The following is a 24,174-nucleotide window of genomic DNA, read 5'->3' on the forward strand; positions in this document are numbered from 1 at the left end:
TGATGAATATCCACTCGCGTCGCATGATTCTGAAAAGCGCGGCTGTCGCCGCAAGCTTGGTAGTCGCCAACTTTGCAGTCGCGGCCGACAAGATCTACAAGATCGCTGCTGCGTCCTTCGGGGAGTCCGCGGAATACATGCACACCTGGACGACGGAAATGATGGCGCACCCGTGGGTGAAGAATGGTCGCGTCAAGTTGGTCGTCTTCGACGGGAAGTTTGACCCCCTCGTTCAGGCAAACCAGGTCGACACGATGATCACCCAGAAGTTCGACGCGATCGTCATCGCACCTTTCGACCTGGATGCGTCGGGCCCGCCGATTGACAGAGCCATTGCGGCCGGCATTCCGGTCATCGGATCAGCCCTGAAAACAAAGTCAACGAAGCTGACTTCGGAGATCATTGTCGACGACGTGGAGGGTGGGCGACTCATTGCAGTCGAGATGTCGAAGCTCTTGGGTGGCAAGGGGAACATTGCGCTTCTTGAGGGACCCATTGGCCAATCCGCCCAGCTCGAGCGCCGGCGGGGCATCGATGCCGGGATGAAGGAAAGCCCGGGCCTCAAGCTGCTTGTCGCAAAGTCCGGAAATTGGAGCCGCGCGGAGGGACAGGCCCTGATGGAGAACTGGCTGTCCGCGTACCCCAACCAGATCAACGGCGTACTGGCCGAGAACGACGAGATGGCGCTGGGAGCCATTGAAGCCATGAAGGCCAAGAACGTGAATCTGGCAAAGGTTCCGGTCGTGGCGATCGACGGAATTCCAGACGGAAAGCGAGCTGTAGCCGATGGGACCATGACCATGACGCTCTACAAGTACGCGCGTGCCGAGGGACAAGGGGCATTGGACCTGGCCCTGAGAGCTCTCGAAGGCCCGAGCTACAAACCGCAGTCCGAAGTCTGGAATGGGCTGATGGCCTGGGGCGACGGTACGGCCAAGAATTACACAGTGCCGTGGCTGCCGCTCAGCAAGTCGAACGTCGCCAAGTACAAAGACTGAGTCCCCCCACCCTGACTTCGCCCTAACTTCAGACCCATCATGACAGAGCTCGAAACGCGGCGCCTTGGCCAAACGGCGGTATCGGTGACAACGATCGGTGTGGGAACATCACCGCTCGGCGGATGTGGCGTGCCAGTGCCATTTAGCGACTTCGAGGCTGTCATTTTGGCAGCATACGAACGTGGCGTTCGATACTTCGACACCGCGCCGCTCTATGGGCTTGGAAAGGCCGAGCACTCGCTCGGCCACATCCTGCGCGTCAACGGTTTGCTCGGCGACGTCGTGCTGAGCACAAAGGTTGGGCGAGTCCTCAAGCCCGCCAGCCGTGCCGCGCGCGCCGAGACGCTGTATCCGATCAACTGGATCGAGCCGCTGCCATTTGTCGATGAGTACGACTACAGCTACGACGGCATCTTGCGCTCGTTCGAGGATAGTCAGCAGCGATTGGGCGCTGATCACATCGACATCCTGTACGTGCATGACGTGGGTAGGGTTTGGTTCCAGGAGAGCTACCCAAGGTACTTGAAGCAACTTCGCGACGGCGGGTTTCGGGCGTTGGACGAGCTTAGGAGTTCTGGTGCTGTCTCTGCGATCGGACTTGGCGTGAACGAGACAGCCTCGGTTCTGGAGATCTCACGAGAGTTCAAGCTCGATTGTTCACTCGTCGCTGGACGCTACTCCCTTCTCAACCACGAGCCGCTGCAGGAATTCTTCCCGGAATGCAAGCGCCGTGGCATCTCGATCATCGCCGGAGGCGTCTTCAATTCCGGAATCCTTGCCGAAGGCAGCCAAGGGAATGCGACCAATCAGACCTACGACTATCAGGCGGCCCCGGCCGAAATCCTCAAGCGCGTGCGAGCCCTTGAGGAGGTGTGCGATCGGCACGGCGTCACACTGCCGGCAGCCGCCCTGCAGTTTGTTCGAAGCCACCCTGGTGTCTCCTCGGTGGTGGTCGGCGCCTTAGGCTCGCATCATGTCGAGGCAAACCTCGATGCCGCGAGCTCCTCGATTCCGGAAGCGTTCTGGAGCGAACTGCGCGAGCGAGGACTGATTCCGGCCGACGCACCAACAACCCCAGCGAAGCGAATCCCTGGAGCGACACACCAAGAGTGAGACAAAGATGGAGTACACGAATCTTGGAAAGAGTGGGCTGAAGGTTTCGAGGTTGTGCCTCGGGTGCATGACTTTCGGGGTGCCTGATCGCGGCACCAATCCCTGGACCCTCGACGAAGAGAAGAGCCGGCCGCTGATTCGATCAGCGATCGAACAAGGCATCAACTTCTTCGATACGGCGAATGCGTACTCGGATGGGACCTCCGAGGAAATCATCGGCCGTGCGCTCCGGGATATGGCTCGCCGGGATGAAGTCGTCATTTCGACGAAGGTCTATTTTCCTTCGCGCGCAGCTCCAAACGTCGGTGGTCTATCGCGCAAGGCCATCATGACCGAGATCGATGCGAGCTTGCGCCGTCTCGGCGTCGACCACGTGGACCTCTATCAGATTCACCGCTGGGACTACGCAACGCCCATCGAGGAAACCCTCGAGGCACTCCACGATGTCGTCAAGGCGGGGAAGGCTCGCTACATCGGCGCCTCATCAATGTACGCTTGGCAATTTGCAAAGGCGCTGTACACGGCGGACCTGCACGGCTGGACCCGCTTCATTTCCATGCAGGACCACCTCAGTTTGCTCAATCGCGAGGAGGAGCGGGAAATGCTTCCGCTATGTCGTTCCGAAGGTGTCGGGGTCATGCCCTGGAGCCCCCTCGCCCGCGGCCGACTGACGCGTGATTGGAACCAGTCGAACTTTCGCACCCAGACGGACGATGCCGGCAACAGGATGTTCGGCTCAACGCTGGCTAGCGATAAGGCGGTGGTCGAAGCCGTTGCAAAGGTTGCGGCAGCTCGCGGAGTGCCGCGCGCGCAAGTTGCGCTTGCCTGGGTGGTAAGACAACCTGGCGTGACCTCCCCCATCGTGGGAGCATCGAAGATTGAACATCTTTCGGACGCGGTGGCCGCGCTCGATCTTGTCTTGGAGCCGGACGAACTTCGAGAACTCGAAGAGAGTTACGTTCCGCATGCGGTTGCGGGGTTCGAATGAACACGGCCAGCTTGCTCCTTGAAGCTGAAGGTGTGACAAAGTCCTTCAATGGCGTGACTGTCTTGCACGATGGCAGGTTGCGTCTCAAGTCGGGAACGGTACACGCTCTTTGCGGCGGAAATGGCGCGGGCAAGTCGACGTTTCTGAACATTCTGATGGGCCTGCTTCCACGGGATGGTGGCACGATCAGAGTCAAGGGGAAGGACGCCCACTTCGATTCGGCAAGCGAAGCATTGCGCCATGGAATCGCGATCATTACTCAGGAGCTCTCTCCTGTTCCGGAGATGACCGTCGCAGAGAATCTGTACTTGGGCCGGGAACCGCGCCGTGCCGGCGTATTCGTCGACTTCGCGCGAATGCGCGCCGATGCGGCCGAGCTGCTGGAACGCCTCAAGTTCGACGTTCCGCCCGACGCCAAGATGCGAGACCTCAGCCTGGCTAAGGTCCAGCTCGTGGAGATTGCAAAGGCGCTCAGCTATGAGGCAGATATCGTCATCATGGATGAGCCGACCTCTGCGATTGGCGAGAATGAAACGCACGTACTCTTTGACGCGATACGGCTCGTCAAGGCACACGGATCGGCCATCATCTATGTCTCGCATCGATTGACCGAGATCTTTGAGATCGCCGACGAGTACACGGTGTTCCGCGACGGATGTTGGGTCGAGAGCGGATGCATTGCCGACATCGACCGCAAGCAACTCGTCACCGCCATCCTCGGGCACGAGTTGACGACTCGCTCCGCATCGGCGGAAAGGACCGCTGGGGAACCGATGCTCCGTACCGTGGGCCTCTCCCAGGAAGGATGTTTCGACGAGATTTCACTGCAAGTCCGCGCTGGAGAGGTCGTGGGAATATACGGCCTGCTCGGTTCTGGAAGAACCGAGTTTCTGGAGGCCGTATATGGAACACGCAGGCCAACCTCAGGTCACGTTGAATTTTGTGGGGGTGCCTTACCGGTGTCCTCTCCTCGGGAGTCGATCCGCCGCGGCATCGCCATGGTATCCGAGGATCGCAAACAGTCCGGCATCATTCCGGCGGCGTCCATCAGGCACAACATCAGCCTGTCAACACTGAAGCCGCTATCGAGATTTGGAGTTTTCATCGATCGACAGCGTGAAAGTTCCTTGGTTTCTCGGATGGGCAAGGAATTGCTGATCAAGGCTGCTTCCTACAACCTCGCGACGGAAAGCCTCAGTGGCGGGAACCAGCAAAAGGTCGTGTTCGCCAGGTGTCTCTCATCGCGACCGAAGTTGCTCATCTGCGATGAACCCACCCGTGGGATCGACGAGGGGGCGAAGCAGGAAATCTATTCGCTGATGCGCAAGTTTGTGGCTGAGGGAGGCGCGGTTCTCCTCGTGTCATCAGAAGCCCCTGAGATTCTCGAGGTCAGCGATCGAATCGTTATTTTCAAGAACGGGCGCACGAAGGGAGAGTTGCCGCGCTCGCAAGCCACTCAACAAGTCATGTTGGACATGGCCGCATAGCTCGTCTCAACTCCGGCTTCCCACGCATGGCACGCATATCAGCAAACCTCACAAGTCCGGTCGAAGAACTGGAGTGTGGATTGGTTGAGTTTCCTTTAGATTTCAACCATGCGGGACGTCCAAGGCGACTTTGCTCTGAGGGCTAGCAAGCCGACACGACACCGCTACCGCTGCTGCAGCAGTCATTGAAGCACGCGACAACACTTGAGAGACCCATATGAAACAGCCCCGAATCCAAGCAGACTATCTACTGGAAACGCCTGGCGACCCGTTCAGAACGGCAGAAGTGATGGCTGGAGAACAATCCAGCGGCACCTTTGTGAGAGTGCCTGGCGAGACTACTCAACTTCGCGAGCGTGCGGCGGCGGAGGTAGTCGAGGTCGATGTCCTGGAGGAATTCGTCGGAACTCGCTCTTTGCCGAGCGCTGAGCCGAGCCCGCTGGCCGAGCGTCTTGTTCGTGCAAGGGTGACTATTTCCTGGCCGCTCGCCACGTTGGGGCCTTCATTGCCCAACCTGATGGCGACCGTCGCTGGCAATCTCTTCGAGCTTCGGCAAGTCAGCGGGCTTCGTCTCCTGGACATCCGTTTGCCCGATGAGTTTGCCAGTGTCTATACGGGGCCGAAGTTTGGGGTCGATGGGACGCGCGAACTCGCCGGTGTGCATGGACGCCCTATCATCGGAACCATCATCAAGCCGAGCGTCGGCTTCACTGCCGAAGAGACGGCTTCCTTGGTCGCCAACCTTTGCGAAGCGAGGATTGATTTCATCAAGGACGACGAGCTGCAAGCCGATGGCCCGAACTGCCCTTTCAACGACAGGGTCCTGGCGGTGATGCGTGAGATTAATGCGAGCGCCGACCGCACCGGCAAGAAAGCGATGTACGCCTTCAATCTCACGGGCGATGTCGAAGAGATGAAGCGGCGGCATGATTTCCTGGTAAGGAACGGCGCGACATGCCTCATGGTCAGCGTCAACTCGGTGGGTCTTGCGGGATTCATCGAGCTTGCCAAATTCTCCGAGCTGCCAATCCATGCACATCGCAACGGCTGGGGCTATCTTTCGAGGCATCCTCAACTCGGATGGTCCTTCAATGCATGGCACAAGATTTGGCGACTTGCCGGGGCAGATCATATGCACGTCAACGGTCTCGGCAACAAGTTCTCCGAACCGGACGACAGCGTGATCGAGTCGGCCAGGGCTTGTATGACGCCCATGTTCAAGGAGAAGCCATGCAAGGTAATGCCTGTCTTTTCGTCGGGTCAAACGGTTCACCAGGCTCCCGGCACCTTCGCTGGACTGGGCTCTCCCGACCTGATCATGACTGCCGGTGGGGGCATCCTGGCTCATCCGGATGGGGCAGCTGCCGGCGTTACCGCTCTACGAGAGGCATGGGAGGCAACGATCAAGGGCATTCCATTGACTGAGTACGGTTCTTCACATCCTGCTCTCAGCGCAGCTCTGGAGCGGCCGTCGGCATGACAGCACGTCCTCTTCCGGCGGGGCCCTTGGTCGCCTTCTACGGCGATGACTTCACCGGCTCTTCGGCGGCCATGGAAGTTCTCGCCTTTGCGGGCCTCGAAACGGTATTGTTCCTGGCTCCTCCCTCGGCAGAACGGCTGGCGGCTTTCTCGGGCTACAGGGGCATCGGAATCGCCGGCATCGCCCGTGCCCGATCCCCGGAGTGGATGAATGTCCACCTTCCCCCGATCTTCTCGAGACTCCGCGAAGTCGGTGCGCCGATCGTCCACTACAAGGTGTGCTCGACGTTTGACTCTGCACCACACATCGGGAGTATTGGCCGAGCCGCTGAGATTGGACGGCAGTACTTCGAGGGTTGGACACCCTTGGTGGTCTCTGATCCGGGCATGGGACGATTTCAAGCCTTCGGCAATCTTTTCGCCCACTCGAACGGAGTTGGATTCAGGCTGGACCGGCATCCGACGATGTCCGTACACCCGTCGACTCCAATGGATGAGGCCGACCTGGGGCGTCACCTCGCCCGTCAGACGGACCGGCGCATCGGGCTCGTGGACTTCGTCACGATGAAGCGAGGTGGCGCAACGAAGATGCTTGAAGACGAGATTGCCGGCGGGGCGGAGATCATATCGCTCGATGTGCTAGATGCCGAAACCCTCGTCGAGGCCGGCCGTCTCATGTGGAAGAAAGGAGCGACGCCGCTGTTTGCTGTCGGATCTCAGGGCGTTGAACAAGCCTTGATAGCCTACTGGCGGTCCGCTGGCCTGCTGACGGTCTGCCGAAGCACCCCCGGGTTCACAGCGGCAGAGAACATTGCAGCGGTGTCTGGCTCGGTGTCTCCCGTCACTGCCGCCCAGATCAGCCACGCGGAAGCCAACGGCTTCGAACTCATCCGATTGAACGCGGCGTTGGCGACCGATGCAAGCCGTCTCGCGAAAGAGGTCGTTCGGGTCTCTCAACTGGCGAAGGCAGCACTCGCAGGGGGCCGTAGTCCATTGGTCTTCACCGCGGCTGGGCCACAGGACCCGGCAGTAGAGGCTTTCCGAGCCGCCGTCGCAGCTTCCAAAACGCCGCTTTCGACCGTCAATGATCACTTGGGCGCTGCTCTCGGAGACATCCTGAAGCGGTTGATCAGCGAAACTGGTGTTCGTCGCGTCGTGATCTCAGGTGGCGATACCTCCGGTCAAGCGGCCCTGCGCCTGGGAATCGATGCATTGACAGCGATCGCCCCGATGGCACCGGGAGCTCCCCTTTGTCGCGCCCATTCAAGCGTACCGGCCATTGATGGCCTGGAGCTGATTCTCAAGGGTGGCCAGACCGGCGCGCCCGACTTTTTCGCGGCAGTTCGTGCTGGCCGCCAGTGATGCATCCGAAGAGAAGGGAAAATCATGAGACTGAAAGACAAGACCGCACTGATCACCGGTGGGGCTCGAGGCATCGGGTTTGCCATCGCAACATCCCTTGCCCGTGAAGGTGCGAACATCTGCATCGCAGACATCAACGCAGATGGAGCAAAGTCGGCAGCGGCGAAACTGGCGGAAAGTGGCGTGCGCACCCTCGGAATCGAAGTCAATGTCGCCGACCAACCTTCGGTCCAAGCGATGGTCGGGGGGGTGGTGCGTCATTTTGGCAAGCTTGACATCTTGATCAACAACGCTGGCATCGGTGGAAATACGCCATTTCTGCAGACAAAACTGGAAGACTGGAATCGGACCATCTCGATCAATCTGACTGGTGCGTTCCTGGTCGCGCAGGCGTGTGCTCAACAAATGGTGGATCAGGGTCACGGCGGGAAGATCATCAACATTGCATCGCTCTCAGGGCAGCGCGGCGGCAACGGGCGCGCAGCTTACGGATCGGCGAAGGCGGGACTCGAGCTTCTCACCAAGGTGATGTCTGTCGAGCTCTCTGAGTATGGCATCAACGTTAACAATATCGCTCCGGGCGCAATCGAGACTGAAATGGCCGCGACGGCGCACGATGCAGCCACCCGTAGTGCATACAACTATCTGATCCCAATGGTCCGCTACGGCAGTCCTGAAGAGATCGGCGATGCAGCCATCTTCCTTTGCTCAGATGAATCCCGTTATGTGCAGGGCCACACGCTCAATGTTGATGGCGGCTTCGGTACGGCAGGGCTGATGTTCGGCGGCCGCAAGAAGACTCCTTCCTGATCGAAGTCACTTCTTCGCTACTGCGGCGCACTGACCCGCCTCACTTCACCCGCCACCGCCGGAACGCTGAGGTTCGTCATGAAGCTGCGCTACTTCACCCTGTCAACCATCAAGGAAGCTGCAGTTTTGGTACGCGACGGCGGCCTGATCGCGTATCCGACCGAAGGCACCTACGGGCTGGGATGCGATCCCCACAATGCTCGGGCTACGGCCTCCCTTTTTCAACTGAAACAGCGTAGCAATGAACTGGGGTTCCTATTGATCGCCGCAGACTACGAACAGGTACTGCAATACGTCGACGAGAGCCGCGTTCCGACGCGAATGCTCCGAAGGGTGAAAACCAGCTGGCCGGGCCCAGTTACCTGGATACTCCCCCGAACCTCCAAGGTCCCGGCGTGGGTGGTTGGCACGCATGAGGGCATTGCATTGCGCGTCACCGAGCACGAGCCCGCGGCGGAACTATGTCGTGCGTTCGGGGGCGCCCTGATCTCGACGAGCGCAAATCCGCACGGTAGACCGCCTGCGCGCAGCGCCCAAGCGGTCGCCGATTACTTCGGGACGACGCTCGACGGCGTGGTTGCAGGCCCGACTGGAGGCAGCTCAGCCCCCACGCCAATCTTCGATGCCCTCACTGGACGGACTGTCCGCGCGTAGATCCCATTCCACAAAGAAGTTGTGTCCTCGTAGATTGCATGGGAAGAGCGAAACTATGGAGTCGCGTACTCCATGTGTTCCTCAATCCATGTCGCGAGCTTGCGGACCTCATCGCGCAAACGTTCATGCGGCGCAATCCACAGGTTCAACGAATGGTCGCTTTCCACAAAGCCAAAAGGGGCAACCAGCGCCCCCGAGTTCATCTCGTTCTCCACTAGGTAGCGAGGCGCGAGCGCGACGCCAAGGCCGCATGCGGCAGCCTGAATCACGAGATAGAAATGCTCATAGCTCTCATGAGCTCCAAGCGAAAGGCCATCGTGCCCTACTTTATGTGTCCATTCCGCCCAGGCGTTGGGCCGGGTCGCTGCCGTCAGGATTCGCACTCGCGACAATGCTTCGATCGAATCCAAACCATGGCGCGCAACGTAGTCCGGGTGACAGAGCGGTCCGGTCTGCTCGCGCAGCAAAGGCTTTATCACCACATCCTGCGGCGCGCGGACCATGCTCGTTCGGATGGCAATACTTACTTGGTCCTGAACAAAATCCAGAACGCCATGATTGATGTTCAGCCGAATCTCGATTTCCGGATTGGCCCGCTTGAAATCACTGAGTCGCGGTATCAACCAGTTCATCATGATCGTGGCTGAGCACGACAACGTCACTGGGCCGGGCGCCAGGCGCGCCACCGCCATCTGCATCAGCCGAAAGGCGTCGGTGAGTTGGGTCGCCAGCGCCGCCCCCTCTGGGGTCGGTTCGACTGATCGGGCCAAACGCTGAAGCAGGGGCAGTCCAAACTGTTCTTCGAGCGAATGAATGTGTCTGCTGATCGCCCCGTGAGTGACCAGCAATTCGTCCGCCGCCGCGCTCATTGATCTCAGGCGCGCCGTCGCCTCAAAGGCTCGCAAGGCATTGAGGGGCAGGCGCTGACGCACGCCGCCCTCCTTCAAAGTCATTGAATCCTGTGCTGTCATAAAACTTCACAGCTCGTATCGAAGAACTCCTTTGTCCATTCTATTTCGACTTTCTAAAATCTCAACCATCGGCCTCGTAAAGCTATGACTTTTAAGTACATGTAGTGGCCGATTCGGTCGCCTGAACCGAGAGCTTGCTTTGGCTTTCGATGCATGGTCGACCAGCCGCCGGGCGCTTCGATTGCTTTGGCGATCATGATCCCGTACTGGTTGCCAGCCAATGCGAAGCCAGATTCGCGATATGAATCATGACCAGCAAGCCTGCTGCGATGTTCATTACGTGCCAACAGGAGAAGTTGAAAGATGCGACGCAGCAAGCAAGCCAAGATCGTGGTGACCCTGGGGCCAGCGAGCGACGACCGGGACACCATCCGGTCACTCTTCGACGCCGGAGCAGACGTCTTTCGATTGAACTTCAGCCACGGCAAGCACGAGGACCACAGACGACGGCTTGAAGTCATACGCGAAATCGAACGAGAGAGCGGTCGGCCAATCGGCATCCTTCTTGACCTGCAAGGTCCAAAGCTGCGCATCGGTACCTTTTCCAACGGACCCATCAACCTGGTCGAAGGCGCACCTTTCCGGCTTGACCTGGACACCCAGTCGCCGGGAAGCATTGAACGGGTCGCGCTGCCACACCCCGAGATCTTTGCTGCGTTGAAGACCGGCAGCACCGAACTGCTCCTGGATGACGGGCGTCTGCGGTTGCGCGTTGAGAGCTTCGGAAAGGACTTCGCCAACACTCGGGTGGTGAACGGCGGCACACTATCGGATCGTAAAGGCGTCAACGTGCCCGGGGTGGTCCTGCCCCTTTCGGCGATGACAGAGAAAGACCGGGCCGACCTCAGCTTTGGCCTTTCGCTCGGCGTGGACTGGGTGGCGCTCTCGTTCGTCCAACGACCCGAGGACGTGATCGAGGTACGCAATCTTGTCGAGGGCCGTGCAGGAATCATTGCGAAGCTGGAGAAGCCCGCGGCTATTTCGTCACTGGATGCTATCGTCGCCGAGACGGACGCCGTCATGGTAGCGCGCGGAGATTTGGGCGTGGAGATGCCCGCCGAACAGGTCCCTTCGATTCAGAAACGAATCATCCGTGCCTGTCGTCGCGCTGGAAAGCCGGTGATCGTGGCAACCCAGATGCTGGAATCAATGGTTGGAGCGCCGGTTCCTACACGCGCAGAAGCATCGGACGTCGCGACCGCGATCTATGAAGGGGCAGACGCGGTGATGCTCTCCGCGGAGTCGGCGAGCGGCCGCTACCCTGTCGAGGCGGTGAAAATGATGAGTCGCATCATCGCGCATACGGAGAGTGATCCAAACTACCGCGTCTCAATCGATGCATCGCGCTCCGAACCGCTGTCGCTGGCTGCCGATGCCATCGGCCTGGCCATGAGAGATGTGACAGGCCTCCTCAATGCCGCCACCACCGTCGCCTACACGAGCTCGGGCTATTCGGCGCAGCGCATGTCCCGCGAGCGACCCGGTGCTCCGATCATCGGCATGACGCCGCGACTCGCCACCGCTCGACGGCTGGCGCTGGTATGGGGCGTTCATGCCGTGCTGTGCCACGAGGTCGCCGACGTGCTGGAGATGAGCGATCTGGCCGTTCGGACCGCCGTGAAAGAAGGCTTCGGTGCCTCCGGTCAGACCATCGTCATCTCGGCCGGAATGCCGTTCGGCGCACCCGGTACCACGAACCTGTTGCGCATTGCGCAAATCTGAAACCCTGGTACCCACGCTCGAGCACCACGCGATCCGTTCAATACAACGGCGGTTTTGAACTGCTCGACTTGCACGGTAGTCAGACTGTCGCGACTGAGGTCATCCTGTCGGTTGTCGCCCCTGGCCTTACTATCCATGCACCCAGCAACGGGTCCCTTTCCTGATCACGCCCCGCGATTTGACATACTTCGCTCAAGAGCTGGTGGTGCAACCGCATCTCCATCCAAGCCGCCAGTCCGCCTCAGGGAACGGACCATCATCCGGACTCGCAGCCAGATCCTGCTCTTCGGCCTTCGGTGTCCAACGAAAGTGCCGGCGTGTACCTGTGAAGCATGGGTTGCACCACCCATATGAGCGTCTGGGTTGTGACACCACAAAGTCCATGCGAGCATTTCACACGCATCCCGGAGAACCATTGCGCGATCGCGTGTCCGTCGCCGAGGCTTTCATCGCGCGTGTCGGCCCTTGCCGCACGAACAAGCGCGTCGATCTCTTCCTCTTCAAGTCCGGTCACGCGAATGGACTTGATCAACGATTCGAAGTCGCCGGGGCAAACCCATCCAATGCATGCATATCCCGGAAGAGCCGAATGCTCAAACTGGGGCCAAGGTGACTCCGCGTGCGGATAGATGCTCATAGCTTTCCCCGGGGATGTTCGGCAAGTCCCACTATCGTAGCGTTCCAGCGCCTGCATGTCGTCATCGCTTCAGCGACGACGCCGCTGCTCGAGGTAGGCCTTGAATTCCCCCACAATCCCGCGACGGAACGCCAAGACGCAGGCCATGAACACCAAACCGATGATCACGGTGCTCCACGATCCGGCATCGGACAAATAGTTCTGCAAGGTCACGACGATGCCGGCACCCACGACCGGGCCCAGCAGCGTTCCCACCCCGCCGAGCAGCGCCATGAGCACGACCTCTCCGGAGGCGTGCCAATGTACATCCGCCAAGGTCGAAACCTGGAAAACCAGGGCCTTTGTGGAACCCGCAAGACCGGCCAGGCCCGAAGAGAGCACGAACGCAACCAGCTTGTAGTGATTCACTCGATACCCTAGCGATATGGCTCTTGCTTCGTTGTCCCTGATGGCGGTGAGAATTTCGCCAAATGGTGAATGAACGACCCGATGAATCAGGGCAGACCCAGCACAGAAGATGACCAGGACTACGTAGTACATCGCTGTGTCGTTGCTCAGGTCGATGAGGCCGAGCAAATGGCCACGGGGGACGTTCTGGATGCCGTCTTCGCCGCCGGTGAAGGGCGCCTGCAGCGCGACGAAGTAGATCAGCTGCGCCAAGGCGAGCGTGACCATCGCGAAGTAGATGCCCGAGCGACGTATCGCTATCGCTCCCACTACAGTGCCGAGCACCACGCCGACCAGTGCACCGGCGGCAATTCCGGTCAATGGTCCAACACCTAGGCTCGTGCAGAGGTAGGCAGTCGCATAGGAGGCGCCGCCGAAGAACGCTGCGTGTCCGAACGAGAGAAGGCCTGCGTAGCCGAGCAGTAGATTGAAGGCGCAGGCAAACAAGGCGTAGCACAGGATCTTCATGATAAAGACCGGATAGACGACGCTCTGGAAAGGAGCGGCCAGCGCAAGTAGCAAAAGACACAGCCACCACGCATTGCCTCTGCGCAGCATTGCTTGGTTGTCCGTCCTTGGGACGTTGATCGATCGGGCCGCCGTCAGAGTTGGGGTCTTCATACTGCGCCTCTCAAGCTGTCTTGCCGAACAGTCCTGCCGGCTTGGCCATCAGCACGATGGCCATGATGATGAAAATCGTGATTGCGGAGGCCTGCGGGTAGATGACCTTGCTAAGGCCTTCAATGAGGCCAAGCGCCAACCCCGTCAGGATTGCGCCGCCGATCGAGCCCATGCCACCGATGACGACGACCGCGAAGACGATGATGATGAGGTTCGATCCCATGAGCGGACTGACCTGGAACACGGGTGCGGCCAAGACGCCGGCAAACCCTGCCAGGAACACGCCATAGCCGTATGTCAGCGTGATGAGCAACGGAACGTTGACGCCAAAGGCCTTGAGCAACTTGGGGTTCTCTGTGCCTGCGCGCATGTATGCGCCCAATTTCGTCTTCTCGATGGCCCACCAGGTGGCAAGGCAGATCGCAGCGGAGGCTGCTACTACCCACAAGCGGTATTTCGGCAGCACGATCTGGAGCTGTTCAAGTCGCACGGGACCGGACAGTGCCGGCGGGACCGCGTAAGACTGACCGGCTGCACCGTACCAGTGCGTGAACAGCCCCTCCAGTACGAGCGCGAGCCCAAAGGTGAACAGGAGCCCGTACAGGTGATCGAGCCGGTACAGGCGTCGCAGCATCGTTCGCTCGATCACTACACTGAAGACCGCGACGACGAGCGGCGCGAGCCCAAGCGCGAGCCAGTAGTTCACAACGAGGTCGGGTTGTCCGATCCACGGGCCCAGCTGCGTCATGCCAATCCAGGCGACGAAGGCTCCGAGCATGTAGAGCGCCCCGTGTGCGAAGTTGATGACGTTCAGCAATCCAAAGATGATCGCCAGACCCAGGCTCAGTACCGCGTAGAACGAACCGTTGATCAGCCCGATCAGAAGCTGAGCGAACAGCGCCTGTGGGCTCATGTTGAGCAATGCATCCATCGTGCGTGCCTCTTTGTCTCGAAGTTTGTAGTCTCGGTCTCAGACGGCCAGAAGCTCGTCGAGAAGTGCTTGTTTGCTGGCGAGTTCGTCGCTTTGAATCGTCTCGACGACCCGACCTCGCTCGATGACGTAGTGCCGATCCGCAAGCGGCGCAGCAAATCTGAAGTTCTGCTCGACAAGCACGATCGTGTACCCCTTGCTGCGCAGATCGAGGATCACCTCGCCCAGCTTCTGGACGATGACGGGAGCCAGACCTTCCGTGATCTCATCGAGCAAGAGCAACTTTGCGCCGGTGCGAAGGATCCGCGCCATTGCGAGCATCTGCTGTTCGCCGCCTGAGAGACGTGTGCCGGGGCTTTTCGCGCGCAGCTTCAAGTTCGGGAACATGTCGTAGATCTCGTCGATCGACATGCCGTTCTGGTCTACCAGGGGAAGCAGCTTGAGGTTTTCCTCGGTGCTCAGGCCAGCGAAGATCCCTCGCTCCTCCGGACAATAACCTACGCCCAGGTGCGCGATTCGGTGATCAGGCAGTCCCATGACGTCCTGCCCGCGAATCTCGACTTCGCCGGTGCGACGGTCGGTCATACCGAGAATCGCTCGAAGCGTGGTGGTTCGACCCGCTCCGTTGCGGCCTAGAAGGGTAACCACTTCCCCCTCGCCGACCTCGAAATCGATGCCGTGAAGGATGTGGGATTCTCCGTACCAGGCGTTCAGCCCGCACACGCGCAGCATGGGGGAACGTTTGTTCATCGCCATCTCCCGATCAGTGGACCGCAGTCCCCATGTAGGCTTCGACGACGCGCGGATCCTTCGAAACGTCGCCGTAGCATCCTTCTGCCAGGATCGAGCCTCGCTGAAGCACGGTTATCTGATCTGCGATCCGGGAGACTACGTTCATGTTGTGCTCCACCATGAGGATGGTCCGGTTGGCCGAGACTCGTTTGATCAGGTCGATGACCATGCCGACGTCCTCATGGCCCATGCCCTGCGTGGGTTCATCCAGGAGCATCAGCTCGGGATCGAGCGCAAGCGTTGTCGCGATCTCAAGCGCACGCTTGCGGCCGTAGGACAGAGAGCTCGTCTGTTCGTTGGCGAACTTGACGAGTCCGACGTCCGAAAGCAACGCCAAAGCACGGTCGTTCAGCACGTCGATCGAGCGGCGCGGACGCCAGAAGTGGAATGAATTCTTCAGCTCTCGCTGCAATGCGATTCGAACGTTCTGGAGTACGGTCATGTGGGGAAAGACCGCTGAGATCTGGAAGGAACGAACGATGCCCATCCGCGCCGTTTGCGCAGGATCGGCCCCCGTGATGTCCTGCCCCTTGAAGACGACGGTTCCGGCAGACGGGGGCAAGAACTTCGTCAGCAGGTTGAACATCGTGGTCTTTCCAGCGCCGTTTGGTCCGATCAGCGCGTGGATGTCGCCACGGCGGACCTTCAGCGACACCCCATCCACAGCGACAAAGCCTTTGAACTCCTTGCGCAGCCCGGTCGTCTCGAGCAGGACGTCTCCTGGTTCGACCCCCATCACATACCCCCCATGCAGAGGTACTTGATTTCAAGGTAGTCGTCGATGCCGTACTTCGAACCCTCGCGGCCGAGACCACTTTCCTTGACGCCACCGAAGGGCGCGACTTCAGTGGAGATCAGACCTTCGTTGATGCCGACCATGCCGAACTCGAGTGCCTCGGCCACGCGCCAGACCCGGGCGATGTCGCGGCCGTAGAAGTAAGAGGCCAGCCCAAAGTTGGTGTCGTTGGCGAGCGCAATGGCTTCCGCCTCGGTCTTGAATCGAAATAGCGGCGCGACCGGGCCGAACGTCTCCTCCTTGAAGATGAGCATGTCTGGCTTGGCGTCTGCCAGCACCGTTGGCGCGTAGAAGTTGCCACCGAGGCGCTCGCCCCCGACCAGCACGCGCGCACCACGCTGCAGGGCATCGTTGACGTGCTCTTCGACCTTGGCAATGGCGCCCGTGTCGATCAGCGGACCGATGACAGTGCCCGGCGCAGCGCCGTCACCCACCTGCAGTTCCGCGGCGGCCTTTGCGAGCTTTTGAGCGAAGGCCTCGTAGACGCCATCCTGGACCAGAAATCGATTCGTGCAGACGCATGTTTGGCCGGCATTTCTGAACTTCGAGATCAGCGCTCCTTTCACCGCAGCATCGAGATCGGCATCGTCGAACACGATGAACGGCGCGTTGCCACCAAGCTCCATCGACGTCTTCTTCACGGAAGAAGCGCACTGCTCCAGCAGGACCTTGCCGACTTCCGTAGAACCCGTGAAGCTGAGCTTTCGAACGAGCGGGTTGGACGTCAGCTCGGCGCCGATTTGGCCCGCTGCGCCCGTCACGCACGACAGGACGCCCCTCGGCACACCGGCGCGCTCGGCCAGGACGCACAACGCCAACGCGGAGAACGGCGTCTGGCTCGCCGGCTTCAACACCATGGTGCAGCCTGCGGCCAGCGCCGGGCCTGCCTTGCGGGTGATCATGGCGGCCGGGAAGTTCCACGGGGTGATGGCGGCGCAGACGCCGATCGGCTGCTTGATCACCACGATGCGCTTGTCGGGGGCATGGCCGGGAATGGTGTCGCCGTAGACGCGCTTGGCTTCCTCGGCGAACCATTCGACGAAAGAGGCGGCGTACGCGATCTCGCCGCGGCTCTCCGTCAGGGGCTTGCCCTGCTCGGCGGTCATCAGAGCGGCGAGATCGTTCTGGTTCTCCATGATGAGTTCGAACCAGCGGCGCAGGATGGCGGCGCGCTCCTTCCCCGTGCGACGGCGCCATTCGATGCCCGCGATGTTCGCAGCATCGATGGCCCGGGATGTTTCCTCCGCTCGCATCCGGGGCACCGTGCCCAGGTCCGAGCCGTCCGAGGGGTTCTTGACGACGATGGTTTCGCCGTCGTCGGCGTCGACCCAGGCGCCGTCGATGTAAGCCTGATGTCGCCACAGCGACGGATCGTTCAATTGAAGGGCTGTCATGATGTCCTCGCCGTCTACGGCTGAATGGGTGATTGCGACGGGTATCAGGCCGAGGTCACCGGTCCAATCGCTTCGCGGAGCTTGAAGCGAAGGATCTTGCCGGAGCCCGTGCGTGGGATGGCGCTGACCAGGTTCACCGACTGGGGAACCTTGTAGGGAGAGATCAGCCGAGCGCAATGCGCCCGAATGGCCTCGCCATCAATCTCATGTCCTTCTCGTGCTACGACGCAAACGACCGGCACCTCGCCAAGGAACGGATGTGCGATGCCAATGGCGGCGCAGTCCAGGACATCCGGGTGCGACAGCACTGCCTCTTCCACTTCGGCAGGCGCAATGTTTTGGCCGCCGCGGATGATCAGTTCCTTGAGCCGGCCGGTGATGGTCACATAGCCGTTGACATCGATTCGAGCCAGGTCACCGGTCTGGTACCACCCTCCCAGGATCGCCGAGGCCGTCTCCTCGGGCTTGTTCAAGTAGCCCTGCATGACGTTGGGTCCGCGCACGATCAGCTGGCCTTCTTCACCGCACGAAACATCGACGCCCTGGTGATCGACGATGCGAACAGCCACGCCAGGCAGTGGCACCCCGCAAGAACCCATTGTCCGGGGCACCTGGGGCGAATTCATCGTGACCATCGTCGAGGTCTCGGTGATGCCATAGCCGTCGAGGAGCGGTCGGCCGAATGCCGCTTCGAATTCGCGGTTGAGCGCGGCCGGGAGAATGGCCCCCGCCGAGATGAAGTAGCGGATGCCAGGCGCAACCGTCTCGCAACCGGCACGGCCACCCTCCAGCAAATAGTGGAACACCGTGGGAACACCTGGCATGAGCGTGTATCGGCCGGTGCGCAGCCTGGCCAGCACATCCTGAGTCGAGAACTTCTCGAGCAGGAATTCCGAAGCGCCGGTCGCGAGCACGCCGATGACGCACAGGTTCAGTGCGTAGGAGTGGTACAGCGGCAATGGAGCCAACAGGACATCCTCGGCGCTGAGCCCGGCGATCGGCGCCCAGCACGCGGCAATGACCCACAGCATGCTGTGCTGCGAAAGCATCACGCCCTTTGGGCGCCCTGTCGTTCCGGAGGTGTAGACGATGAAGGAGGTCGCATGCAGGTCCGTGAGATCGCGAGGCTGCGATCGCGCTGCGCTCTGGACGAGCAGCGCAAGCGACAGCTGGTCGGTCGGGTCGTCGCTACCTGCCAGGATGATGAGCTGCAGGTGGGGCAATCTGGGCCGCAGCTGCTCGATCAGCGGGAGCTGGCTCGGAGAAACCACGATCGCTTTGCAGCGAGCGTCTCCCAAGCGGTAGTGCACTTCATTTTCAGCCGCCTCGTGGCTGATGGGCACACTGACGCAGCCTGCTCTCGCGATGGCCACGCAGGAAACGACCCAGTCCACCGAGTTGGGCAGCATGATCGCTACCGTGTCTCCGGCTTCGAGTCCGCGATCCTGGAAGTGGCCGGCTGCGGCCGCAGTCCTGGCGGCGAGCTCGCCGTAAGTGATCGAAGCGCCCTTGGCGTCTTCGAAAGCCACCTTGTCGGGGCGATCCTTGGCGTGCCTGCGAACCAGCTCACCGATGGGCGCAATCAAATCCGTACGAATCATTTTTGTCTCCTATGCAGGCCCGGCCCACTGACGTGGCCAGGCAACCTGTCTCAAACCATGCTGAACCCGCCGCTGATGCTGATGACCTGACCCGTGATCCAGCCACCTTCGACGGACGCCAGCAGCACCGCCATGGGCGCGACGTCTTTCGGCTGGCCGAGTCGGCGCAGCGGGTAGAGCTTGGTGAGCTTTTCGCGATTCGCCTTGATGAACTCGGGGTCGTGAGCGGTCTCGATGAGGCCCAGTGCCAGCGTGTTGGCGGTCAGGCCGGCGCGGGTTTCCCTGGCGATCGACTTCATCAAAGCAACGTTGGCCGCGCGTGCAGCCGCACCCAGAGCCAGCCCGGATTCGCCGACGCGCGAGGAGTCGCCGACGATGGTGATGATCCGGCCTTCTCCCTTGCTCTCTTCGAGGTGCGGAAGGGCCGCGTGCGTGCAGTTCAGCGTGCCGTACAGGCACACGTCGATCTGCCGCTGCCATTCTTCCGGGGTGGTATCGGCGAAGCGCTTGCGGATCACCAGGCCAGCGTTGTTGACCAAGATGTTCAGGCGACCGAATTCAGCCACGGTTTGCGCCACCATCGCCTTGACTGCGTCCATCTTGGAAATGTCGCAACCGATGGCCAGGGCCTTGCCGCCGCGCTCACGGATCTCGGAGACCACCGCTTGCGCGGCAGCCTTCGAACCGTTGTAGTTGACAACGACGGCTGCGCCTTCATTGGCGAGGCCGACTGCGATCTCGCGACCAACATCCCGCGCACCGCCCGTGATCAGCGCGACCTTGCCTTCGAGTCCTAATTTCATGAATCTTTCCTTAAGTTGAATGAGGTTGGCCCGCGTGGATGAGCCGGAACAGGCGTTCCGGCGTGGCGGGAAGTTCAGTGATCCCAATGCCAAACGGCGCCAGGGCGTCAGAGATGGCATTGGCGATCGCCGCAGGGGCGCCGATCGTTCCTCCCTCACCCATCCCACGGAATCCGCCGAGGGTGTTGGGAGCAACCGCGGGCAGATGGACAAGCTCCACGTCCGGCACCTCGGGTGCCGAGGGGACCAGGTAATCCACAAGACTGGCGGTTAGCAACTGGCCGTCTGCGTCGTAGACCACTTCCTCCAGCAACGCCGCCCCGACACCTTGAGCCATTGCGCCCCGGGTCTGGCCCGTCACGATGAGCGGGTTGATGATGCGGCCGCAGTCCTCGGCGATGACATAACGCTGGATGTGGACGCCATAGGTCTTCGGATCCACCTCGACCTGGACCATGTGGGTCGCGGAACTCGTCGTCCCCACCACCGGGTCGTAGACTCGCGTGACGCACATCTCTTCACGCACCTCGGCGGGCACGCGGCCCATTTGCGAATACAAGGCTCTGGCCAGTTCGGGGAAGGTCATCCGGGCGCCGCTCGACCTGGCGCTGATCACGCCCTCGGTGATGTCCAGGTCCTCGGGCGTCGTGCCCAAGAGGTGACCAGCGACCCGCAACATCCGCGCCCGCAGTTCGCGAGCTGCGAGGATGCCGGCACCGCTGCTGATGACGGCTGTTCGACTCGCATAGCTTCCGGTACCGTGGGGCACGGCCGCGCTGCTGCCAGTCACCACGCGCAGATCCTCGATGCGCGCACCGAGCTCGTCAGCGAGCACCTGGCCCAAGGTCGTCTCGTGGCCTTGTCCGTGCGAAGCGCATCCGAAGGAGGCAGTCAGCGCTCCGGTGGAGTCGAGTTGGATCACACATGTATCAGTTCCGGTGTTGATCGGCATGCCCGGCGAGGCTGAGATTCGCGAACCGATGCCGGATAGCTCCGCGTAGCACGCGATGCCGATGCCGATCCATCGCCCCTCGGCCCGCGCCTGCGCCTGCGCACGCCGCGCCGCGTGGTAGTCAAAGCGCTCCATCGCGGCATCCAGCCCTTCAATAAAAGCGGAGCGGTCCCAGACGATGCCGACAGCGGTCTTGTATGGGAACTCCTCCGGTCGCACCAGGTTTCGGCGGCGAATCTCGGTCGGGTCGATGCCCAATTCGACTGCGGCCATGTCGAGCAGCCGCTCCATGACGAAGGTCGACGTCGGCCGTCCGACGCCGCGGTAGGGGCCGGTCGGCGACTTCGGGGTCGTCACGCCTCGAACATGCCCGTGATAGCACGGCACCCTATAGGGTCCGGGCAGAAAGCTGATGACCTGCACGGGCTCGATTCCCGCGGTCCAGGGGTAGATCGAATACGCGCCGACATCGCCGATCACTTCGGCGCGCAGCCCCAGGATGAGGCCATCTTCGCTGATGGCAAGAGAGGCGTTGACGCGCTCGTCGAAGGCCTGGCTCGTGGACATCAGGTCCTCGAGGCGGTCGCCGGTCCACTTGACGGCCTTGCCCGTCTTGCGGGCCAGCACGCAGACCAGCATTTCTTCCTGATACAGCGAGGTCTTGCCGCCGAAGCCGCCCCCGACATCCGGGGCAATCACGGTCAGCCTGTTGCCCGGCATGTCCAACAGGTCCGCCAAGCCGTCCCGGATGATCCCGGGCACCTGGCTCGAGGTGTAGAGCGTCAAGGCGTCGCGGCCACGCTCGACCTCCGCCATGTAGCAGCGGCTCTCCATGGCCAGCGAGGTTTTGCGGTGAAAACGGAAGCGGCCGCTGATGACGTGGGGGGCATCGTTGAAGGCCTCATCCACCTCGCCACGCGCAAATGCCCGCTCGACCAGGACGTTGCTCTTCAGCGTTGCGTGCAGTAGCGGTGCACCGGGCTGAGCCGCGACTTCCGGATCGGTGGCAACTGGAAGTTCGGTGTAGTGGACCTCGATGAGGTCCAACGCGTCCTCGGCGATGTAGCGGCTGTCGGCGAGCACCGCCACGACCGGCTCGCCCACGAAATGGACAACGCCGTTGGCCAAGGCATGGATCGGCGTCGGCTGGTAGCCACTCATGCGGGACGTAGCCAGCGCGGGCTTGATCAACCCGGCAATGTCCTGCCAGACGTAGACGCCCCGTACCCCAGGCAATGCGCGCGCTGCGTCGGTGCGAATGGCGTCGACGCGTGCATGGGCCTGATCGCTTCGGAAGACGGCCATGTGCAAGGCATGCGCCGATGGCCTGTCGTCCACATACCGGCCCAGGCCTGCGAGCAGGCGGGCGTCTTCGACGCGCCGCACTGGCTTGCCCACCAGCCTGCCTTCCTGGAGTGCCCCGAGGTCCGGGGAATGGTCGATGTCGGGTTCACTCATACGAGTCCACTCCCTTGCGCATCTCGCTCCACTGCTGGTGGTCGTGACCGAAGATCACGGTGGCACCGGAGCGCTCAATGCGTTGGATCTCGCGCAGGGACACCGACGCCTGCTCGGCGTTCCAGGTGTTGCGTGGAATGATCTCCCGGTCGAGGTTCGCCCGGAGGGCCGCAGCGTCCGATGCCAACAGGAAGGTTCCGTCGCGATCCAGGGACACGAGTGCCCCGATGGCTCCGGCGGTGTGCCCAGGCAGCGGCAGAAGGACCATGCGGCTGTCGCCGAAGAGATCGTGCTGCGCCTCGATGAGCTGGGTCGGCATCGGATGCTGCCAGTCTGCGGGGATGTAGCCATTCCTGATCGCGTCCGGACCTTGCGCTGCCTCGAGTTCCTTCCGATGGCACACCAGGGTGGCACGCTTGAAGAACTCGTTGCAGCCGCAGTGGTCGGAGTGAAAATGGGAAGCCACGACCACGTCGATGTCCTGTGGGGTCATCCCCAATGTCGCCAGCTCCGACACCACGTTGTCGTTCGGGCCGCCGATGGGAACCATGGCCTTCGCCATTGCTCCCCAGCGGGCCTCAGCCTCGTTCAAGGTGCTGGGGTGACAGCCCGTGTCAAAGAGCACATTTCCCTGGGCGTGGCGAAGGAGGACGCTCGAGACCGGGAGATCGATCGTTTCGGTTCGCTCAGCGTCTGGGAGGTAGACGCTCTTGCGCATCCGAAGTCGCCCCCCGCAGAGAATGTGCATCTTCATCGCTTCTCTCCCTGATCCTCGTCGGTACCTGCGGCCTCGCGAAGCGCATTCTTGGCCGTTGCGCACACGCGCAGTGCTTCGACGATTCCCTGGTATCCGGTGCAGCGGCACAGGTTTCCAGAGAGGACATCGCGGATCTCCTCATCGGATTCCAAGGGGTATTTCTGGAGCGCGTCGGTACAGGTGGCCAGCATTCCGGGCGTGCAGAAGCCACACTGCAGCCCATGGCACTCCCTGAACGCTTCCTGGATGGGGCTGAGTTGCTCGACGCTGCCCATGCCCTCAACGGTCGTAATCTCCGAGCCGTTCGCCCTTACCGCGAGCGTCAAGCAGGAACGCACGCTATCGCCGTCCATCATCACGGTGCACGCGCCGCAGATGCCGTGCTCGCAGCCCACGTGGGTCCCAGTCAGGCCAAGCGTGTGGCGCAAGAAGTCCGAGAGCAGCAAACGAGGCTCAACGTTGTGTTCCTCGACCTGGCCGTTCACTACCATCCAGACGGGGTACAAAGGGATCGCGCGGTCGCTCATGAGCTTTCTCCTATTGCGCGTTGCCATGCCTTGCGCAAAACCCGCTCCATCACGGTTCGGGCAAGGTGACGGCGAAACTCCGGCGATGCCTGAAGGTCTCGACGGGGATCGAGCGAATCGCACGCCGCATCGATCGCATCGCCGAGCGCTTTCTCGTCTAGCGCTCGGCCGATCAGCGCTTCCTCTGCCGCGTGTCTCCGCAACGGCGTATCGCCCACACCCATCATGGCAACGCGTGCATGGACTATCTCGCGGTCTGTCACGTCCAACATGACGCCGACGGCCGCCAGCGCAAAGTCTCCGGCCCGACGCGAAAACTCTTCGAAGGCCCATCCGTTGTGGGCTACGCCGGGCATCTCGATGCACACGAGCAATTCGTCTTCCTCCAACGAACTGGTCAGCGGGCCCATAAAGAAGTCCTCGGACTTTATGGATCGCTCCCGGCGCACCGAGCGCGCAACCATCGTTGCGTCCAGGAGCCTGCTGAGCATTGGCAGTTCTGCCGCAGGATCTGCGTGCGAGAGGCTCCCTCCGATCGTGCCGCGGTTACGGATCGCCAGATGGGCCACGTATTTCATCGCCTCTGGGATCACAGGGAAGACGCGCGCCACTTGTGCGGACGTCTCCATCACCCGGTGACGCGTCAACGCACCCACCGTGAGCCCGCCGTCGTCGCGGTCGCGGACATAGTCCAGTTCGATGAGGCGGCTGATGTCAACGATGATCTCCGGCCGGACGACGCGGAAGTTCAGCATCGGCGTCAAGCTCTGGCCTCCGGCCATGACCTTGGCGTCGGACCCGCGTTCGGCGAGGACGCTCAACGCCTCCTCGACCGTATCGGGGCAGCAGTAGTCAAACGGTGCCGGCTTCATGT

At 61.2% G+C, this 24,174-nt stretch carries 21 protein-coding genes; 9 read left to right on the forward strand and 12 right to left on the reverse strand.

What is annotated here, in order from left to right:
* The first annotated feature begins 2 nt into the window (after positions 1 to 2).
* The 8 genes from WKW77_RS31135 to tsaC all read left to right on the forward strand — a co-directional run bounded on the left by WKW77_RS31135 (position 3) and on the right by tsaC (position 8,891).
* Positions 3 to 998, forward strand: a complete 996-nt coding sequence (locus WKW77_RS31135) for a substrate-binding domain-containing protein (RefSeq protein ID WP_340360759.1) — start codon at positions 3 to 5, stop codon at positions 996 to 998.
* Between the two features lie 39 nt (positions 999 to 1,037).
* Positions 1,038 to 2,111 carry an aldo/keto reductase gene (locus WKW77_RS31140; protein WP_340360760.1) on the forward strand — a complete coding sequence of 358 codons (1,074 nt, stop codon included), beginning with the start codon at positions 1,038 to 1,040 and terminating at the stop codon, positions 2,109 to 2,111.
* A 7-nt stretch (positions 2,112 to 2,118) separates the two neighbouring features.
* Positions 2,119 to 3,099, forward strand: coding sequence for an aldo/keto reductase (locus tag WKW77_RS31145; RefSeq protein WP_340360761.1), 981 nt, complete (start codon positions 2,119 to 2,121; stop codon positions 3,097 to 3,099).
* On the forward strand, positions 3,096 to 4,586 hold the full coding sequence (locus WKW77_RS31150; RefSeq protein WP_340360762.1) for a sugar ABC transporter ATP-binding protein: 1,491 nt from the start codon (positions 3,096 to 3,098) through the stop codon (positions 4,584 to 4,586). Before WKW77_RS31145 ends, WKW77_RS31150 begins: the two co-directional genes overlap by 4 nt.
* 217 nt (positions 4,587 to 4,803) lie before the next feature.
* On the forward strand, positions 4,804 to 6,066 hold the full coding sequence (locus WKW77_RS31155) for a ribulose-bisphosphate carboxylase large subunit family protein (RefSeq protein WP_340360763.1): 1,263 nt from the start codon (positions 4,804 to 4,806) through the stop codon (positions 6,064 to 6,066).
* A gap of 26 nt (positions 6,067 to 6,092) precedes the next feature.
* Complete coding sequence (locus tag WKW77_RS31160) at positions 6,093 to 7,427, forward strand: four-carbon acid sugar kinase family protein (RefSeq protein WP_340360764.1); 1,335 nt, start codon at positions 6,093 to 6,095, stop codon at positions 7,425 to 7,427.
* A gap of 24 nt (positions 7,428 to 7,451) precedes the next feature.
* A complete protein-coding gene (locus WKW77_RS31165; RefSeq protein ID WP_340360765.1) occupies positions 7,452 to 8,237 on the forward strand; it encodes an SDR family NAD(P)-dependent oxidoreductase in 786 nt (261 codons plus the stop codon).
* A 78-nt stretch (positions 8,238 to 8,315) separates the two neighbouring features.
* Positions 8,316 to 8,891, forward strand: a complete 576-nt coding sequence (tsaC, locus tag WKW77_RS31170) for an L-threonylcarbamoyladenylate synthase type 1 TsaC (protein ID WP_340360766.1) — start codon at positions 8,316 to 8,318, stop codon at positions 8,889 to 8,891.
* Positions 8,892 to 8,944: 53 nt separating this feature from the next.
* On the opposite strand, the gene WKW77_RS31175 is transcribed toward tsaC, so the two are convergent.
* A complete protein-coding gene (locus tag WKW77_RS31175; protein WP_340360767.1) occupies positions 8,945 to 9,844 on the reverse strand; it encodes a LysR substrate-binding domain-containing protein in 900 nt (299 codons plus the stop codon).
* A 321-nt stretch (positions 9,845 to 10,165) separates the two neighbouring features.
* On the opposite strand from WKW77_RS31175, the gene pyk reads away from it, so the two are divergent.
* Positions 10,166 to 11,584: a pyruvate kinase gene (pyk, locus tag WKW77_RS31180; protein ID WP_340360768.1), complete on the forward strand. Its 1,419-nt coding sequence runs from the start codon at positions 10,166 to 10,168 to the stop codon at positions 11,582 to 11,584.
* A gap of 706 nt (positions 11,585 to 12,290) precedes the next feature.
* Here pyk and WKW77_RS31185 read toward each other — a convergent pair.
* The 11 genes from WKW77_RS31185 to WKW77_RS31235 all read right to left on the reverse strand — a co-directional run bounded on the left by WKW77_RS31185 (position 12,291) and on the right by WKW77_RS31235 (position 24,172).
* Positions 12,291 to 13,226 (reverse strand): branched-chain amino acid ABC transporter permease, encoded by a 936-nt coding sequence (locus WKW77_RS31185; protein ID WP_340360799.1) that lies wholly within the window; start codon positions 13,224 to 13,226, stop codon positions 12,291 to 12,293.
* 73 nt (positions 13,227 to 13,299) lie between these two features.
* Positions 13,300 to 14,220, reverse strand: a complete 921-nt coding sequence (locus tag WKW77_RS31190; protein WP_340360769.1) for a branched-chain amino acid ABC transporter permease — start codon at positions 14,218 to 14,220, stop codon at positions 13,300 to 13,302.
* A 39-nt stretch (positions 14,221 to 14,259) separates the two neighbouring features.
* Positions 14,260 to 14,970, reverse strand: a complete 711-nt coding sequence (locus WKW77_RS31195; RefSeq protein ID WP_340360770.1) for an ABC transporter ATP-binding protein — start codon at positions 14,968 to 14,970, stop codon at positions 14,260 to 14,262.
* A gap of 13 nt (positions 14,971 to 14,983) precedes the next feature.
* Positions 14,984 to 15,748, reverse strand: coding sequence for an ABC transporter ATP-binding protein (locus WKW77_RS31200; protein WP_340360771.1), 765 nt, complete (start codon positions 15,746 to 15,748; stop codon positions 14,984 to 14,986).
* The gene (gene gabD, locus WKW77_RS31205; RefSeq protein ID WP_340360800.1) at positions 15,748 to 17,202 is read right to left on the reverse strand and encodes an NADP-dependent succinate-semialdehyde dehydrogenase; all 1,455 of its coding nucleotides are present in this window, start codon (positions 17,200 to 17,202) and stop codon (positions 15,748 to 15,750) included. The genes WKW77_RS31200 and gabD overlap by 1 nt, the downstream gene beginning before the upstream one ends.
* A 44-nt stretch (positions 17,203 to 17,246) precedes the next feature.
* Positions 17,247 to 18,788, reverse strand: a complete 1,542-nt coding sequence (locus WKW77_RS31210; protein ID WP_340360772.1) for a class I adenylate-forming enzyme family protein — start codon at positions 18,786 to 18,788, stop codon at positions 17,247 to 17,249.
* Between the two features lie 65 nt (positions 18,789 to 18,853).
* On the reverse strand, positions 18,854 to 19,726 hold the full coding sequence (locus tag WKW77_RS31215) for an SDR family NAD(P)-dependent oxidoreductase (protein ID WP_340360773.1): 873 nt from the start codon (positions 19,724 to 19,726) through the stop codon (positions 18,854 to 18,856).
* Positions 19,617 to 22,016 carry a xanthine dehydrogenase family protein molybdopterin-binding subunit gene (locus tag WKW77_RS31220; RefSeq protein ID WP_340360774.1) on the reverse strand — a complete coding sequence of 800 codons (2,400 nt, stop codon included), beginning with the start codon at positions 22,014 to 22,016 and terminating at the stop codon, positions 19,617 to 19,619. The genes WKW77_RS31215 and WKW77_RS31220 overlap by 110 nt, the downstream gene beginning before the upstream one ends.
* Positions 22,009 to 22,770 (reverse strand): N-acyl homoserine lactonase family protein, encoded by a 762-nt coding sequence (locus WKW77_RS31225; protein WP_340360775.1) that lies wholly within the window; start codon positions 22,768 to 22,770, stop codon positions 22,009 to 22,011. The genes WKW77_RS31220 and WKW77_RS31225 overlap by 8 nt, the downstream gene beginning before the upstream one ends.
* The gene (locus tag WKW77_RS31230) at positions 22,767 to 23,300 is read right to left on the reverse strand and encodes a (2Fe-2S)-binding protein (protein ID WP_340360776.1); all 534 of its coding nucleotides are present in this window, start codon (positions 23,298 to 23,300) and stop codon (positions 22,767 to 22,769) included. The genes WKW77_RS31225 and WKW77_RS31230 overlap by 4 nt, the downstream gene beginning before the upstream one ends.
* A complete protein-coding gene (locus WKW77_RS31235; RefSeq protein ID WP_340360777.1) occupies positions 23,297 to 24,172 on the reverse strand; it encodes an FAD binding domain-containing protein in 876 nt (291 codons plus the stop codon). The genes WKW77_RS31230 and WKW77_RS31235 overlap by 4 nt, the downstream gene beginning before the upstream one ends.
* Positions 24,173 to 24,174 lie beyond the last annotated feature (2 nt).

It is taken from the genome of Variovorax ureilyticus, assembly GCF_037889935.1.
In the GTDB taxonomy this organism is placed as follows: Bacteria; Pseudomonadota; Gammaproteobacteria; order Burkholderiales; family Burkholderiaceae_C; genus Variovorax; species Variovorax ureilyticus.